Raw genomic sequence first — 15,488 nt, 5'->3', positions numbered from 1 at the left:
GATGCTCGCGATGTGGGGGTGGACTTCATGCCGGCGGGCAGAGACCTGCGCCGCTTCCACCGAAACCGACGGATGACGAGAGGCCACGGGACGTGGCCGCCGCGCCGTCTCGAAGGAGAGCGAAAGATGACAACCCTCTCGGAACGGATATCTCAGTCCGCCTTCGACGGTTCGAGGCTCCGGGTCATACTGCTGCTGGACCTGCACGACGGCGCCCAGAACCAGTTCCTCGAGGCGTACGAGCACATGCGCAACCAGGTGGCCTCGATCCCCGGACACATCAGCGACCAGCTGTGCCAGTCCATCGAGAACCCCTCGCAGTGGCTCATCACCAGTGAGTGGGAGAGCGCGCCGCCCTTCCTCGCCTGGGTGAACAGCGAGGAGCACGTGGCGACGGTGCAGCCCCTGCACAGCTGCGTGCGCGACACACGCTCCCTGCGCTTCAGCGTGCTGCGGGAGACCGGGGTCGCGTTCGAGGGCACTCCCGAGTCCGCCAAGGGCCGCCTCCAGGCCGCGCCGCGACTGGGCGACGGCGTCGTACGCCACGCGCTCACCTTCACGGTGAAGCCGGGCACTGAGGAGATGGTCGCGAAGATCCTCGCCGACTACGACTCCCCGCAGTCCCGCGTCGACGAGAACACCCGGCTGCGCCGTACCTCGCTCTTCATGCACGGAAACCGTGTCGTGCGAGCGGTCGAGGTCGAGGGCGACCTCATGGCGGCCCTGCGCCACGTCTCCCGCCAGCCCGAGGTCAGGGCCGTCGAGGAGGCCATCAACCCGTACCTGGAGCAGGACCGCGACCTCAGCGACCCGGACTCCGCCCGGATGTTCTTCACCAGGGCCGCGCTCCCCACCGTTCACCACGTGACAGCGGGCCGGCACGCCCCCGAGGGGATCCAGCGGCACTCGCTGTTCTACCAGGCCAAGGAAGGCTGCGGCATGGCACTGGCCCGGCTGCTCGCCGGCCAGGACGAGGAAGCGGCGAACGACGCGTCGAGCCCCATCGAGAGCAGCACCATCTTCCAGCGCGACGACATCGTGGTGCGGCTGCTCGAGGTGAGCGGCCCGCTCGACGCCCAGCCCTCACAGGCACTCGGCATCGGCGGCCACCGCAAGGCGGCCATGCTCGGCCGGCTGCTCGACGGCGGTGCGAACGGCATGCCGACGACCGACCAGGAGGCCGCGCGCTTCCTCGCGCAGGCCGAGATGAACCTGATCACCGACCGTCGGGCCACCGAGTCCTGACGCGTCACCGGCAGTGGGGCCACCCGTGCTGCCGTCACACCGCACAACGTGCCTGGAGGAGAACAGCCATGACCACCCACCGGCCTCGCATCGTGGACCTCAGCGAGACTCAGCCCAACCGCAGGCGCGGAGGCGACCTGCGCGCCATGCTCACACCCACGGCGGTGGGCGCCACCAGCGGCTTCATGGGGCTGGCCATCGTCGCCCCGGGAGACCGGATCGGCGAGCACTACCACCCGTACTCCGAGGAATTCGTGTACGTCGTGGACGGGCTCCTCGAAGTGGACCTGGACGGCGAATCACACCCGATGCGGCCCGACCAGGGCCTGCTGATCCCGCCGCACGTCCGTCACCGCTTCCGTAACGTGGGTGACGTGGAGGCGCGCATGGTCTTCCACCTCGGCCCGCTCGCCCCGCGGCCCGAACTCGGGCACGTGGACACCGAGGTCACGGAGACCGCGGACGCGAGTGACGGCTACGCGCCGCCAGAACGAACGGGGGCGGCCTCATGACCCGGCGCGTGGCCGTCACCGGGGTCGGCGTCGTCGCACCCGGTGGCATCGGAGCCCCGGCGTTCTGGGACCTGCTCGCCAACGGCCGTACCGCGACACGCGGAATCACACTGTTCGACCCGGCGCAGTTCCGATCGCGCATCGCCGCCGAGTGCGACTTCGATCCCGTCGCCCACGGGCTGGACGCGGATCTGATCGCCCGCTCGGACCGCTACATCCAGTTCGCCCTGGTGGCGGCCCGGGAGGCGCTGGGCGACGCCGGACTCGACCTCGAGAAGGAGGACCCCTGGCGTATAGGGGTCTCCCTCGGGACCGCGGTCGGCGGCACCACGCGCCTGGAGCACGACTACGTCGCGGTCAGCGGCAGCGGCGCGCGCTGGGACGTCGACCACAAGCCGGCGGGCGCCCACCTGGAGCGCGCGTTCGCGCCCAGCACCCTCGCCTCCGCGGTCGCGGAGGAGGTCGGCGCGCACGGACCCGTGCAGACGGTCTCGACCGGTTGCACCTCCGGCCTCGACGCCATCGGGTACGCCTTCCACTCCGTCGAGGAAGGCCGAGTGGACATCTGTGTCGCCGGAGCGTCCGACACACCGATCACCCCCATCACGGTGGCGTGCTTCGACGCGATCAAGGCGACCTCGGCGAACAACGACGACCCGGAGCACGCCTCCAGGCCGTTCGACGCCCGCAGGGACGGTTTCGTCATGGGCGAGGGCGGCGCCGTCCTCATCCTCGAGGACCTGGAGCACGCCCGCGCCCGCGGCGCGACCGTCTACTGCGAGATATCGGGCTACGCCACGTTCGGCAACGCCTACCACATGACCGGGCTGACCACCGAGGGACTGGAGATGGCCGAGGCCATCAACACCGCCCTCGCGCATGCCCGGCTCGACGGATCGCAGGTCGACTACGTCAACGCGCACGGCTCGGGCACCAAGCAGAACGACCGGCACGAGACGGCCGCGGTGAAGCGGGCCCTGGGCGCGCACGCGTACAAGGTTCCGATGAGCTCCATCAAGTCGATGGTCGGCCACTCCCTCGGCGCCATCGGCGCGATCGAGATCGCCGCGTGCGTACTGGCCCTCAAACACCAGACGGTGCCGCCGACGGCCAACTACGAGACCGCGGACCCCGAGTGCGATCTCGACTACGTACCCCGCACCGCGCGGCCCCTCAAGCTGCGCAGCGTGCTCTCGGTCGGCAGCGGCTTCGGCGGATTCCAGTCCGCCGTCGCCATGACCAGATCAGGCGGGAGGACCCCATGAACGCCCCGGCAACTCCGGTACGCCGCAGTTCCGTCATCACGGGGATCGGCGTCGTCGCCCCCAACGGGACCGGCGCCGGTGCTTTCTGGAAGCAGACCCAGGAAGGGGTCAGCGTCCTCGACACGGTGTCCCGCGAGGGCTGCGAGAACCTCCCGCTGCGCGTCGCGGGCGAGGTCAGGGACTTTGACCCGGTCGCCTTCATCGAGGAGCGCTTCCTCGTCCAGACCGACCGCTTCACGCACTACGCGATGGCCGCAGCCGATCTCGCCCTGGACGACGCACGGCTCGGACGCGCGGACTACGAGGGCGCGCCTTTCAAGGTGGGCGTGGTCACCGCAGCCGGTTCCGGCGGAGGCGAGTTCGGCCAGCGCGAGCTGCAACGGCTGTGGGGCGAGGGCTCCCGGTTCGTCGGCCCGTACCAGTCCATCGCCTGGTTCTACGCGGCCAGCACCGGCCAGATCTCGATCCGCGGCGGCTTCAAGGGGCCCTGCGCCGTCGTCGCCAGCGACGAGGCCGGCGGCCTGGACGCGCTCATGCACGCCGCGCGGTCCATCCGGCGGGGAACGGACGCCGTCGTGGTCGGCGCGGCCGAGGCACCCCTCGCGCCGTACTCGGTGGTCTGCCAGCTCGGCTACGAGGACCTCAGCCTCTGCGACGACCCCACCCGCGCCTACCGGCCGTTCACCGCGGACGCCTGTGGATTCGTGCCCGCCGAGGGCGGCGCCATGCTGGTGGTCGAGGAGGAGACGACGGCCCGCGAACGCGGTGCGAAGGTCCGGGCCGAACTGGCCGGCCACTCCGCGACCTTCACCGGAGCGGCCCGCTGGGAGGAGTCCCGGGCGGGACTGGCCCGGGCGATCGAAGGCGCGCTCCGCGAGGCGGACTGCGCGCCGGAGGAGATCGACGTCGTGTTCGCCGACGCGCTCGGCGTGCCCGCGGCGGACCGGGCCGAGGCCCTCGCCATCGCCGATGCGCTGGGCGCGCACGGACGCCGGGTCCCGGTGACCGCGCCCAAGACGGGTATCGGCCGCGCCTACTGCGGCGCACCCGTGCTCGACACCTCCGCCGCGGTACTCGCCATGGAACACGGCCTGGTCCCGCCGACGCCCAACGTCTTCGACGTGTGCCACGACCTGGACGTGGTCACCGGGCGCGCGCGTCCCGCAGAACTGCGCACCGCGCTCGTCCTGAGCCGCGGGCTGATGGGCTCGAACTCGGCCCTGGTGCTGCGCCGCCCCACCGACACCCCGCTCTGAGAAGGAGTAGCCCCTCATGACCGCTCAGCTGACGTACGAAGAACTGGCCGCGCTGATGAAGAGCGGCGCCGGCCTGACGGTCGACCCGTCGGAGATGGCGAGCCGTCCCGGCTCCGCCTTCGACGCCTACGGCCTGGACTCGCTCGGCCTGCTCGGCATCGTGGCCGCGCTGGAGAACCGGTACGGCCACCCGCTGCCGGTCGACGCCGACCGGTGCAAGACGCCCGGCGAGTTCCTCGACCTCGTGAACAACACTCTCGTGACTGGAGCCTGACATGACTGGACACACCGAGAACGAGATCACCATCGCCGCACCCCTGGACCTCGTCTGGGACATGACGAACGACCTCGAGAGCTGGCCGCAGCTGTTCAGCGAGTACGCGTCCGTCGAGGTGATGAAGCGGGAGGGCCAGAAGACGACCTTCCGCCTCACGATGCACCCCGACGACAACGGCAAGGTCTGGAGCTGGGTCTCCGAGCGCACCACGGACCGCCAGGGACGCAACGTACGCGCCCGGCGGGTCGAGACCGGACCGTTCCAGCACATGGACATCCGGTGGGAGTACTCGGAGGTCCCGGGCGGCACGCGCATGCACTGGCGCCAGGACTTCGCGATGCGGCCCGACGCACCGGTCGACGACGCGTGGATGACCGACAACATCAACCGCAACTCGCGCGTCCAGCTGGAGCTCATCCGCGACAAGATCGAGCAGCGCGACCGGGAGCGCCGTTCCGCCTCGGTCCCCGCCAACTGATGCCCCGAAAGGCAGCCAGATGCACCACGCACTGATCGTCGCCCGGATGGCGCCGGAGTCCGCGCCGGACATCGCGAAGCTGTTCGCGGCCTCGGACAACACCGACCTGCCGCACCTCGTCGGCGTCAACAGGCGCACCCTGTTCCAGTTCGGCGACGTGTATCTCCACCTCATCGAATCGGAACGGCCCCCCGGCCCGGAGATCGCCAAGGTGACGGAGCACCCGGAGTTCAAGGCCATCAGCGACCGGCTGACCGCCTTCGTGAGCCCTTACGACCCGGAGACCTGGCGCGGTCCGAAGGACGCGATGGCGCAGCAGTTCTACCGGTGGCAGAGCGACGGCTCCGCCTGACTGACACAGATGATCGCCCCGGGTCCGGCACTCAGGTGCCGGACCCGGGGCGATCTGCGCGTGTGCCCCGCGCTACGGCACGACGCACTCGAAGGCGTGCAGGTACGCGTTGACGGGGTGGATCTCGCCGACCCGCAGGCCCGCGTCGGACATCCGCCCGACCAGACTCTCCCGGGTGTGCTTGGCACCCCCGACGTTGAGCAGGAGCAGCAGGTCCATGGCGGTGGTGAACCTCATCGACGGGGTGTCGTCCACGAGATTCTCGATGATCACCACGCGGGCGCCGGGGCGGGCCGCGGCGACCACGTTCCGCAGGGTCCTGCGGGTGCTCTCGTCGTCCCATTCGAGGATGTTCTTGATGATGTACAGGTCCACCTCGAACGGGATGTCCTCACGGCAGTCGCCGGGCACGATCCGTACGCGGTCCGCGAGGCGGCCGCCGTCCCGCAGCCTGGCGTCCGCACGGGCCACGACGCCCGGCAGGTCCAGGAGCGTTCCCTGGACCGAGGGGTGCTTCTCCAGCAGACTCGCGAGAACGTGCCCCTGGCCGCCGCCGATGTCGGCTACCGAGGACACCCCGGTGAGGTCCAGGAGGTCGGCGACATCCTGCGCCGACTGCACGCTCGAGGTGGTCATCGCCCGGTTGAACACCTGGGCGGACTCGCCCGCGTCCTCGTGGAGATATTCGAAGAAGCCCTTGCCGAACGCCTCGGGGAAGACGCTCGTACCGGAGCGCACCGCGTCGTCGAGCCGCGGCCAGACTTCCCAGGTCCAGGGCTCGGTGCACCACAGGGAGATGTAGCGCAGGCTGTTCGGGTCGTCCTCGCGCAGCAGCCGGGACATCTCGGTGTGGACGAACTTCCCGTCCGCCGTCTCCTCGAAGATCCCGTAGCAGCAGAGTGCGCGCAGCAGCCGGCGCAGAGGTACGGGCTCGGCGTCCACGATCAGGGCGAGCTCGGCGGCCGATGCCGGTACCTCGGCCAGCGCGTCGGCCACACGCAGCCTCGCCGCCGCGCGCACGGCCGCGGCGCAGGCGGCCCCGAACGCGAGCTCCCGGAGCCGCATGGACGGAGGCGGGTTCTGGGCGGCGGAGACCGGGGGCGCGGTGAGAGGGGCCGCGACGGGGGTGGTGTCGGGGGTGGGACTCACGGTGGTCATACCGTCTCGTTTCTCCTTGTGCGGCGGTGGGCCGTCATCCGGCACACATGCCGGCCGGGACGGACGTCCCGCACGTGTTGCTGACGAAGGTGTTGCCGGTGCCCGAGGTGTCGCGGTTGGCGAGGTCGGCCGGCTTGTTGCCCTGCACGAGGTTGCGGCTGATGGTGTTGTCGGTGTTGAGCGCGCCCACGAAGCTCTTGAACAGCAGAATGCCGCCGGAGAGCGGGGTCGAGCCGACGTTGTCGCGGATGACGTTGGAACGTACGGTCGTGGCCTCGCTGCCGGTGAGGACGATGCCGGACCCCTGGATCGCGGAGAGACGCGGGGTGGCCGGACAGAATTTGTTGTTCTTGACGATCCGGTTGCCGCTGATGGTCATCGCCCCCGCCGCGGGCTTGGACTCGTCGCCCACGACGAAGACCCCGCTGCAGTTGCCCGTCAGGGTGTTGCCGTCGATGACGAGGTTCCTCACCCGGCGAGCGGTGACGCCGATGCGGTTCCCGCTCACGGAGTTGTCCACGACCAGGGTCCCGCCGGTGTCGGTCGCTCCGCCCTCCTCGCTGACCGAGTTGGCGACGAAAATGCCCGCGTCGCCGTTGCCGGTGGCGGTGTTGTGCCGGAAGTCACCGCGGGTGGACCGTTCCTGGGCGATGCCCCAGGTGCCGTTCTTGCCGGCTGCCACCCTGCGGACGGAGAGCCCGTCGGTCCAGGACGCCCAGATGCCGCTCTTGTCGAAGCCGGAGACGGTCAGTGACCGGATGCGGACATCGTCGACCGTGCGGCTCTTCGTCCCGATGACGCAGATGCCGTTCCCGCCCGTGGCGCAGGCGTTGGCGGCCTTGGCCTTCTTGGCGGTCTTGGCTCCCTTCGCGGCCGGCGGGGCGATCACCGTCCGCTCCCCGGTGCCGCGCAGGGTCAGGCCGGGCTTGGTGATCAGGACGCTCTCACGGTAGGTGCCGGCCAGGATGACGACGGTGTCTCCGGGCCGGGCGGCGTCCACCGCGCTCTGGATCGATTCGCCCGGGTGCACCACGAGGTCACTGTGCCCGGACGCGGCGGAGGGAACGGCCGCGAGACCCAGTGTCGTGGCTGCGGAGACGGTGATACCCGCCAGGCATTTCATGTGTCTTTTCCTCATGAGCCGAAGCTATGGGCGATCAACCGCCGGTGCCACGCAAGGTGAGCGTATGGATACATGGCGTGCCTGAATGGCTTACTGCGTCCGCGCTCCCGGCTACCGCAGCCGTACCGTGGCCCCATGACGGGCGAGCGCGATCTTCGAACACTGCTGCGGGGCATGCGACCGGAGCTCAGGCCCGGCCGCTACGTCTACACCACTCTTCCGGGCGGTGAGGCGCCCACCGGTGTCACCCCGGTGGTCACCGTCTCCGAGCAGGAAGGGCTGACGCTCGTCGTCCCCGAGGCACAGGCCGAGGAGTCGGGGCTCGCGTACCACTTCGTCGCCGCGTGGATCACTCTCCGTGTGCACTCCGCACTGGACGCCGTCGGGCTGACCGCGGCGGTCTCCCTGGCCCTCACGGACGCGGGGATCAGCTGCAACGTGGTCGCCGGATTCCACCACGACCACCTGTTCGTGCCGTACGCACGCGCGGCCGACGCGGTCCGGGCGCTCGAAGCGCTGGCCGCGGAGTCCGCGTAGGAGTGCCCGGCTCCGCAACGTGAGCCGGGACACGTAACATGGCCCCATGTCCTTCCTCCGCCGCCGTAGCGCCGCCACACCCGCGGGCCCGGACTTCGACGTCCTGGCCATGGACCCGGGGGACTGGCCCGGCAACCTCGGCGCCGGTCTGCTCCCCGCTCCCGACGGGAGCTGTCAGGGCGTGTTCCTGCGTTACGACCTGTTCGGCGGACGCGGCCCCGCGATGATCATCGGCAATCTGCCGGAGGGATCACCGGCCCGCGAGACCGAGGAGGGCCAGGTCCCCTTCGAGGTCGCCCAGCTGCTCCTCGCGCTCGAGAACGACGAGCCGGTCGAAGTCACCGGCACCGAGGACGTGCCCGTCATGCAGGGTGCCAGCCTGCTGATCGTGCGCCGCGTCAAGCTCTCCGAGAGCCGGATCTCCTGCGTCCAGTTCGACCGCAGCGACGGCGTGCTCGTCACCATCGCCAGCTGGGACCGGCCGATCACCGACGATCTGTACGCCCTGCTGAAGCCACTTCCCGCGGAGCTGTTCCAGCAGGGCTGAAACGTCCCTGCGTCAGCAGTCGTGTGACCTGCGCCGCCGATGTCCCGAACCCCGTGGGGCCACTGATGTGCCACGGGGTTCCGGTGCCCCGCCGCAGATCCTCCTCGCGGTAGCGCCGGCAGTCCCGGTGCCAGATCAGGATCCCCGCCATCCAGTGCTGGAGCTCCAGCACATAACCGGCCAGGACCTCTCTCGCCTCCGTGTCCAGGTCGAAGTCGTCGTAGAGAACCGGCAGTTCCTGCTCGGCGACATGCCGGAACTGGCGCATCCGCGATTTCATCAGGTCGTGCACGATCGCGACACCCGTCGGATAGTCCACCCCGAAGAAGTTCTGGACGACCAGGACGCCGTTGTGCACCTCGCCCTCGTACTCGATCTCCTTCTGGTACGAGAACAGGTCGTTCAGCAGGCACGCGTAGTCCGCCGCCGCGTTCTCCAGGGACTGCATCGGGCCGCTGCGGTAGACGGCGTCAGGCACCTTCCTGCCGTGCCCCAGCCGGCACAGGCTCATCGTGAGATCCGAACCGAACGTCGCCCGGCGCATCTCCATGTAGTCCACCGGATCGGGAATCCGGTTCTGCGCCTGGTTCGCCAGCTCCCAGAGCCAGCTCGCCGTCATCGATTCCACCGCCTCCCGGAAGGTGTGGCGCGCGCCCTCGTCCATCGGCCCCGCCGTCCGCTGCCAGAGGTCCGCGAGCCCGCGCTCCAGCGCGTTGACCGGCTCGGGCACGGACGACCCGTCCAGCGGCATGAACAGCGACAGCCGCTCGTTGGCCAGCCGCGCCCCCGCCAGGTCACGCGTCCGGCCGTGCACCACGGGGAACCAGTCGTCGCCGTACGTCCCCCAGGTCAGCCAGCCCGAGGACAGGTCGAGCTCGTCCGGGGTGGCGTCCGGATGCAGCCCCGCCGCACAGAGGGGCAGATCGGTGGCGACCAGCCGCTCCTCGTCCCAGATGTGCGAACCCGGCACACCAGGCTGGGCCTCCAGCAGCCCCATCCGGCGCGACCAGTCCACGATCCGTACGCGCGCCCCGTCCAGGTGCGGACTCAGCGTCGTGCTGAACGGCATGTCGAAGTCGGGCAGCAGCGACGGACCGACCCGCTGGAACGGAACATGTGTATGGCTGCGCAGCCGGAGCGACTCGGAGCGGGGGGTGAGGCGCAGCGAGGCCGCGGCCATTCCGAATCCGGGGACGCTCTCACCCGTGCCGCCGCCGTTCATGTAGCGGCTTGAGCGCATGTGCCACTCATGGCCGCCGGACTGCCAGTCCTGAAGCCCCTTGACGTACGCCAGGACAGCCGCCGTCCCGTCGGGGGTGAGCCCCTTCTCCGTGCAGAGCGGCCCGAGTTCGGTGAGGGCGGTGTTCTCGAACTGCTGCAGTCGCGACGTGAGCAGATCGTTGACCGCCTCGGCCGCCTCCTGGGTCGAGCAGCCCAGGAACCTCTCCAGGACCAGGACACCGTTGCTGTTCTCGCCCTCGTCCTCGACCTCGCGCTGGTACGAGAACAGGTCGTTGCGCAGATGCACCCCGTCGGAGAAGGCGTCCCTCAGCACGCGCAGCGGGCGCGAACCCGCCACCGAGTCGGGAACCTCCGCGTTCGCGGCGTACTCCACCAGACCCGCCGACCACGGTGCCCCACCGACCTTGCGGCGCATCTCGATGTACTCGACGGGGTTGGCGATCCGCCCCTCGTTGATGTTCGAGAGCTCCCACAGGGACTCGTTGAGCAGGTTCTCCGTCGCCTCGGCGAACCGGGCCCGCCAGGCGTCGGACATGGCCGGCACGGTCCTCGCCCAGAGATCGGCCAGCCCCGCCTCCACCGGATTCTCCGGCTCCGGTGTCGCAGCGCCCCGCTCCATCGGCATGAAGGCGGGCAGCCGGTCCAGATACCGCTTGCCGCCCTCGCGGTCCGGAGTCCGTTTGAACAGCTCGAGGAAGTGGTCGTCGAAGAAGAAGACCCACACATACCAGTCGGTGACCAGGGACAAGGCCTCGGCCGAGCAGTCCGGGTGGGTGTACGCGCAGAGCAGCGCGTAGTCGTGGGACTCGAGGTCCTTCTCCTCCCAGATACCGGAGCCTTCCAGCATCCCCATTCCGCGCGCCCACGCCCGGGTATGGGTCCGGGCAGCCTCCAGATGAGGGTTGAGGCGCGCCGGGTACGGCACGTAGAAGTCCGGCAGTGAGAAGGGCTGTGCCATGTGCGTCCGGCCTTTCCGAGAACTTCGCGCGATCCACATGGACCGGTCCTGTCGGCGCCAGCACTACCCCTCGGCCATACGGGGCACGCACAGCGCGAAATAGTCACACAAATCCATGACCGGCGGCACACTGCACTCTTGACTCACCAACACCTCCCGCCACAGAGTGTGCGCCGACCGACGAATGCGAGGGAGCGTCCCCCGGGAACCGCTCTGCCACCGGGCCAAGAAGGGTTGTCATGACGTCGAAGCAGAGGATCAGACTCGCGCTCGCACTGACCACGGCAGGGGCGCTGAGCGTGGCGCTCCTCTCCCCGGCCGCGGCAGGAGCGGACACCGTACGACCGGAATGCCCGCGCGGCCTCGCCTGCGACTGGGTCCCCGCGGCCTACCAGCAGACCGGCGACCCGGCGGACAAGGAGACCTACGGCAACTACGACACGGCGAACAGGCCCGAGAGCAACGCCATCCGATTCATCGTCCTGCACGACACCGAGGTCGACTACGCCACCACCCTGAAGATCTTCCAGAACCCGGCCAACCAGACCTCCGCCCACTACGTGGTGCGTTCGGCCGACGGCCATGTCACACAGATGGTGAAGAACAAGGACGTCGCCTGGCAGGCGGGCAACTGGTACGTCAACTCCCACTCCATCGGCATCGAGCAGGAGGGCGTCGCGGCCGAGGGCGCCAAGTGGTACACCCCCGAGATGTACCGCTCGACCGCACGCCTCGTACGTCACCTGGCGGCGAAGTACGACATCCCGCTCGACCGGCAGCACATCCTCGGCCACGACGGCGTGCCGCCCACCAGTGCGGCGGGCACCCAGAACATGCACTGGGACCCGGGCCCCTACTGGGACTGGAACCGTTTCATGGCGTTGCTGGGCAAGCGCACCGTGACCAGCGCCCCCAGAAGCAGTGAACTGATCACCGTCAGCGCGGACTTCACCAAGAACCAGCAGGAGTTCCGCGACTGCGAGAAGAGCGTCGACCTGCCCCGCCAGGGCAGCAGCGCGGTCCCACTGCACACCGAACCGTCCGCGGACTCCCCGCTCTTCTCCGACCCGGGGCTGCACCCGGACGGCTCGCCCGGGACGAACTGCGCGGCGGACTGGGGCAGCAAGATCAGCGCCACCCAGCAGGCCGTCGTAGCCGGCAAGGCACCCGGCTGGACGGCGATCTGGTGGTACGGGGAGAAGGCGTGGTTCCGCACCCCGGCCGGGACCCGGACCGTCACCCCCACATCCGGCCGCGTCGTGCGGCCGAAGGCCGGCAAGGAGGAAGTGCCGGTGTACGGCGTCGCCTACCCGGAGAAGGCGGAGTACCCCACGGACTTCGCCAAGCCGACCGTGGGCAGCCCGCTCGTCTACACCATCAAGGCGGGGCAGGCCTTCCCCGGAGGGGGCGAGGCACCCACCGGCTACTACTACGCGCCGACGATCGACGCCTCGAAGCCGTACGACCACACGTACTTCCGCGGAAGCCAGAAGTACGTGACGGTCCAGATCGGCCACCGGATCGGCTTCGTGAAGACATCCGACGTCGATGTGGTGCGAGCCGGATCGTGAGCAGCTGCTGAGAAGCGAACGACGTGCTGCGGGACCCATGTGTCGGTATCGGTCCCGCAGCGCGCATCCCCCGCCCGTCAGGCCGGTATACCCGGCGTGGTCAGCGTGTCCCCACCGCGGCGCGCACGGCCCGCCGGGCCATCGCGCAGTCGTCGTGCAGCCTGCGCAGCAGCAGCCGCTGCTCCTCGCCGGAGGTCAGCAGGCCCTGCCGTGCCTGGCCGCCCCCGGCCGGCGCCCCTTCGCGCATGGCCCGCTGGACAGCCGTCTCGTACGTACGGATCTCCCGGGTCAGCACGATCATGAGGTTCACCAGGAAGGCGTCACGGGCGGCAGCCCCGGCCGCCTGTGCCAGCTGGCTGATCTGGCGCCGCGACCCCGGTGCGTCACCGAGCACGGCCCAGAGCGTCGCCAGGTCGTATCCCGGCAGATACCAGCCGGCGTGCTCCCAGTCGACCAGCACGGGCCCGGTGGGCGGCAGCAGGATGTTCGAGAGCAGGGCGTCGCCGTGACAGAACTGGCCCATGCCCTGCCGGCCGCCCGCGTGGGCCAGACCGTGCAGCAGCTTCTGCAGGTCACCCAGATCACGATCGGTGAAGAGACCCAGCTCGTGATAGCGGGCGATGCGTGAGGCGTAGTCCAGCGGGGCGTCGAACAGCCCGGCCGGCGGCCTCCAGGCGTTGATCCGGCTGACGGCTCCGAGCACGGCCCGCAGATCCGCACGGGGCGGTGCCTCCGCGGGGTGCCTCGTCAGCGCCGCGACCCGTCCGGGCATCCGCTCGATCACCAGGGTGCAGTTCTCCGGGTCGGCTGCGATGAGCCGCGGGGCCCTGACCGGCGGGCGGTGCCTGACGAAGGCGCGGTATGCCGCTATTTCGTGCCGGAACCGCTCCGTCCACGCGGGGGAGTGATCGAGTAAACACTTGGCCACCGCGGTCGCGCGGCCGGTGGTGCCCACGATGAGCACCGAGCGCCCGCTGCGGCGCAGCACCTGCACGGGATTGAACTCCGGGCAGATGCGGTGCACGGAGGCGATGGCCATCCGCAGCTGCGCACCCTGAGCGCCTGACAGGTCCAGTCTTCCGCTGAGCGGTTGGGAGCCCGGCCCCGCCGTCCGCCGGGTCCGGCCCGTGCCGGACGCCGGTGACGCGGCGCGGGGGTCGAGATACGGACCGCCGCCCGCCCCCGAAGGACGCAGCGGACGGGGCGGGGCGGACACGGAGGACGATGCTGTGTACATGGGCGAGACAGATCCCTTCGTGCGCCGACAAGTTACGTGCGCCGCCCCGGCCGGCGGCCGTTCGGCACCCTGGGGAGTACCTAGGGCTGCCGGGCGGGGTGGCGCTTTCCTACCTGACACCGGCCCGCGGGTGGCACAACATCTAGCGACCCCTGGCGAACCCTGGCGAATATTCGCCCGGCATCCGCCGGGGGGCTAGGGTCAAGTCAGCCGAGAACCTGGGGGCTTGACGTGACCGGAGAACCCAACACCCGTCTTTCCGACCTGTTCGGCCTGGCCGGCTGGTCCAAGGGCGAACTCGCGAGAATGGTGAACAGGCAGGCGGCGGCCATGGGCCACCTCCAACTCGCCACCGATACCTCGCGGGTGCGGCGCTGGATCGACATGGGGGAGTCCCCCCGTGATCCCGTGCCCGAGGTGCTGGCTGCTCTGTTCACCGAGCGGCTCGGCCGTGTCGTGACCATCGAGGACCTCGGGTTCGGCCGGCGCGGGCGTGTGGGGAAGCGGCGAAAAGCCGGGACGGAAGACAATCCCGACGGTTTGCCGTGGGCGCCCGAACGGACGGCAGCGGTCCTCACCGAATTCACGGGAATGGACCTCATGCTCAACCGACGCGGCTTGGTGGGCGCGGGCGCCGCGCTCGCCGCTGGCTCAGCTCTCACCGGCGCCATGTACGACTGGCTGCATTCAGATCCCGCTCCGGCGGCCCGGGCCTCCCGGCTCAACGACCCTCGGTACGCCGACAACGCGGGCTTCGACCTGTACGAGGCCGCGCCCATCGGGTCCGAGGAGATCGAGGCACTCGAGCGCTCGGTCGAGGTGTTCCGGGCCTGGGACGCCTCCCGAGGCGGCGGGCTCCAGCGCAAGGCCGTCGTGGGCCAGCTCAACGAAGTGGGCGGCATGCTCGCCTACAACCACCCAGAGCATCTGCAGCGCCGCCTCTGGGGTGTCGCCGCCAACCTCGCGGTCCTCGCCGGCTGGATGTCCCACGACGTCGGCCTCGAGCCCACAGCCCAGAAGTACTTCGTGATCGCGGCACACGCGGCGCGCGAGGGCGGCGACCGTCCCCGCGCGGGCGAGGCGCTCTCCCGCGCCGCCCGCCAGATGGTCCACCTGGGCAGGCCCGACGACGCCCTGGACCTGATGAAGCTCGCCAAGTCCGGTTCCGGGGAGGAGACCCTGCCGCGTACGCGGGCGATGCTGCACACCATCGAGGCCTGGGCACAGGCGTCGATGGGACGCGGGCAGGCCATGCGGCGCACCCTCGGCGAGGCGGAGGAGCTCTTCGTCTCGGACAAGGGCGATGTGCCGCCGCCGAGCTGGATGCAGATGTTCGACGAGGCGGACATGCACGGGATGCAGGCGCTGGCTTTCCGTACGCTGGCCGAGCACGACCCGGGGGCGGCCTCCACCGCCCAGCGCCACGCCAAGCAGGCACTCGATCTGCGGATAAACGGCCGCCAGCGGTCCAAGATCTTCGACTACATCTCACTCGCCTCGGCGTGCTTCATCGCCGACGACCCCGAGCAGGCCGATCGCTACGCACGGCTGGCCCTGGTGTCGATGGGCGAGACGTCCTCGCACCGGACCTGGGACCGGCTGCGTGAGATGTACCGGCTCACCGGCCAGTTCGCGGGTTACGCCAAGATCGAGGACCTGCGCGAGGAGATCGAGCTCGCTCTGCCCCCGAGCGCAGCCAAGAAGAAGGCCAAGGGCTCCCAGATCTGACC

15 protein-coding genes are annotated in these 15,488 nt (G+C 69.9%); 11 read left to right on the top strand and 4 right to left on the bottom strand.

Annotated elements, in window-relative coordinates:
• The first annotated feature begins 126 nt into the window (after nucleotides 1-126).
• From ACIQM3_RS08185 to ACIQM3_RS08155, 7 genes are all read left to right on the top strand, one after another.
• A complete protein-coding gene (locus ACIQM3_RS08185; protein ID WP_401620500.1) occupies nucleotides 127-1,245 on the top strand; it encodes a TcmI family type II polyketide cyclase in 1,119 nt (372 codons plus the stop codon).
• Between the two features lie 68 nt (nucleotides 1,246-1,313).
• The gene (locus ACIQM3_RS08180; RefSeq protein ID WP_393754374.1) at nucleotides 1,314-1,757 is read left to right on the top strand and encodes a cupin domain-containing protein; all 444 of its coding nucleotides are present in this window, start codon (nucleotides 1,314-1,316) and stop codon (nucleotides 1,755-1,757) included.
• Nucleotides 1,754-3,022: a beta-ketoacyl-[acyl-carrier-protein] synthase family protein gene (locus tag ACIQM3_RS08175; RefSeq protein WP_401620496.1), complete on the top strand. Its 1,269-nt coding sequence runs from the start codon at nucleotides 1,754-1,756 to the stop codon at nucleotides 3,020-3,022. The genes ACIQM3_RS08180 and ACIQM3_RS08175 overlap by 4 nt, the downstream gene beginning before the upstream one ends.
• Nucleotides 3,019-4,278, top strand: a complete 1,260-nt coding sequence (locus ACIQM3_RS08170) for a ketosynthase chain-length factor (protein ID WP_401620493.1) — start codon at nucleotides 3,019-3,021, stop codon at nucleotides 4,276-4,278. The genes ACIQM3_RS08175 and ACIQM3_RS08170 overlap by 4 nt, the downstream gene beginning before the upstream one ends.
• Before the next feature lie 16 nt (nucleotides 4,279-4,294).
• Nucleotides 4,295-4,552 carry an acyl carrier protein gene (locus tag ACIQM3_RS08165; protein WP_104791180.1) on the top strand — a complete coding sequence of 86 codons (258 nt, stop codon included), beginning with the start codon at nucleotides 4,295-4,297 and terminating at the stop codon, nucleotides 4,550-4,552.
• Between the two features lies 1 nt (nucleotide 4,553).
• A complete protein-coding gene (locus tag ACIQM3_RS08160) occupies nucleotides 4,554-5,033 on the top strand; it encodes an SRPBCC family protein (RefSeq protein WP_401620489.1) in 480 nt (159 codons plus the stop codon).
• A 19-nt stretch (nucleotides 5,034-5,052) separates the two neighbouring features.
• A complete protein-coding gene (locus ACIQM3_RS08155) occupies nucleotides 5,053-5,385 on the top strand; it encodes a TcmI family type II polyketide cyclase (RefSeq protein WP_401620486.1) in 333 nt (110 codons plus the stop codon).
• 72 nt (nucleotides 5,386-5,457) lie between these two features.
• Here the strand turns inward: ACIQM3_RS08155 and ACIQM3_RS08150 are convergent, their stop codons facing one another.
• Both ACIQM3_RS08150 and ACIQM3_RS08145 read right to left on the bottom strand, forming a co-directional pair.
• Nucleotides 5,458-6,543 (bottom strand): methyltransferase, encoded by a 1,086-nt coding sequence (locus tag ACIQM3_RS08150; protein ID WP_401620483.1) that lies wholly within the window; start codon nucleotides 6,541-6,543, stop codon nucleotides 5,458-5,460.
• 34 nt (nucleotides 6,544-6,577) lie between these two features.
• Nucleotides 6,578-7,666 carry a nitrous oxide reductase family maturation protein NosD gene (locus tag ACIQM3_RS08145; RefSeq protein WP_401620480.1) on the bottom strand — a complete coding sequence of 363 codons (1,089 nt, stop codon included), beginning with the start codon at nucleotides 7,664-7,666 and terminating at the stop codon, nucleotides 6,578-6,580.
• A 135-nt stretch (nucleotides 7,667-7,801) separates the two neighbouring features.
• Here ACIQM3_RS08145 and ACIQM3_RS08140 point away from each other — a divergent pair, with 135 nt between their 5' ends.
• Entirely contained in the window at nucleotides 7,802-8,203 is a 402-nt protein-coding gene (locus ACIQM3_RS08140; protein ID WP_401620478.1) for an ACT domain-containing protein, read from the top strand.
• A gap of 46 nt (nucleotides 8,204-8,249) precedes the next feature.
• A complete protein-coding gene (locus tag ACIQM3_RS08135) occupies nucleotides 8,250-8,750 on the top strand; it encodes a hypothetical protein (RefSeq protein WP_401620475.1) in 501 nt (166 codons plus the stop codon).
• Here the strand turns inward: ACIQM3_RS08135 and ACIQM3_RS08130 are convergent.
• On the bottom strand, nucleotides 8,689-10,950 hold the full coding sequence (locus tag ACIQM3_RS08130; protein WP_401620472.1) for a family 2 encapsulin nanocompartment cargo protein terpene cyclase: 2,262 nt from the start codon (nucleotides 10,948-10,950) through the stop codon (nucleotides 8,689-8,691). The two genes, ACIQM3_RS08135 and ACIQM3_RS08130, sit on opposite strands and share 62 nt — an antisense overlap.
• Before the next feature lie 239 nt (nucleotides 10,951-11,189).
• Between ACIQM3_RS08130 and ACIQM3_RS08125 the strand changes: the two genes are divergently transcribed.
• The gene (locus ACIQM3_RS08125) at nucleotides 11,190-12,521 is read left to right on the top strand and encodes an N-acetylmuramoyl-L-alanine amidase (RefSeq protein WP_401620469.1); all 1,332 of its coding nucleotides are present in this window, start codon (nucleotides 11,190-11,192) and stop codon (nucleotides 12,519-12,521) included.
• Nucleotides 12,522-12,621: 100 nt separating this feature from the next.
• Here ACIQM3_RS08125 and ACIQM3_RS08120 read toward each other — a convergent pair whose 3' ends face one another.
• Nucleotides 12,622-13,758: an aminoglycoside phosphotransferase family protein gene (locus tag ACIQM3_RS08120; RefSeq protein ID WP_401620467.1), complete on the bottom strand. Its 1,137-nt coding sequence runs from the start codon at nucleotides 13,756-13,758 to the stop codon at nucleotides 12,622-12,624.
• Between the two features lie 231 nt (nucleotides 13,759-13,989).
• Between ACIQM3_RS08120 and ACIQM3_RS08115 the strand changes: the two genes are divergently transcribed.
• On the top strand, nucleotides 13,990-15,486 hold the full coding sequence (locus ACIQM3_RS08115) for a hypothetical protein (protein WP_401620464.1): 1,497 nt from the start codon (nucleotides 13,990-13,992) through the stop codon (nucleotides 15,484-15,486).
• Nucleotides 15,487-15,488 lie beyond the last annotated feature (2 nt).

This window comes from Streptomyces sp. NPDC091271 (genome assembly GCF_044757505.1).
Classification (GTDB): Bacteria; Actinomycetota; Actinomycetes; order Streptomycetales; family Streptomycetaceae; genus Streptomyces.
Note: the sequence above shows the minus strand (reverse complement) of the source record. Positions and strands in the feature narration are given on the sequence as shown.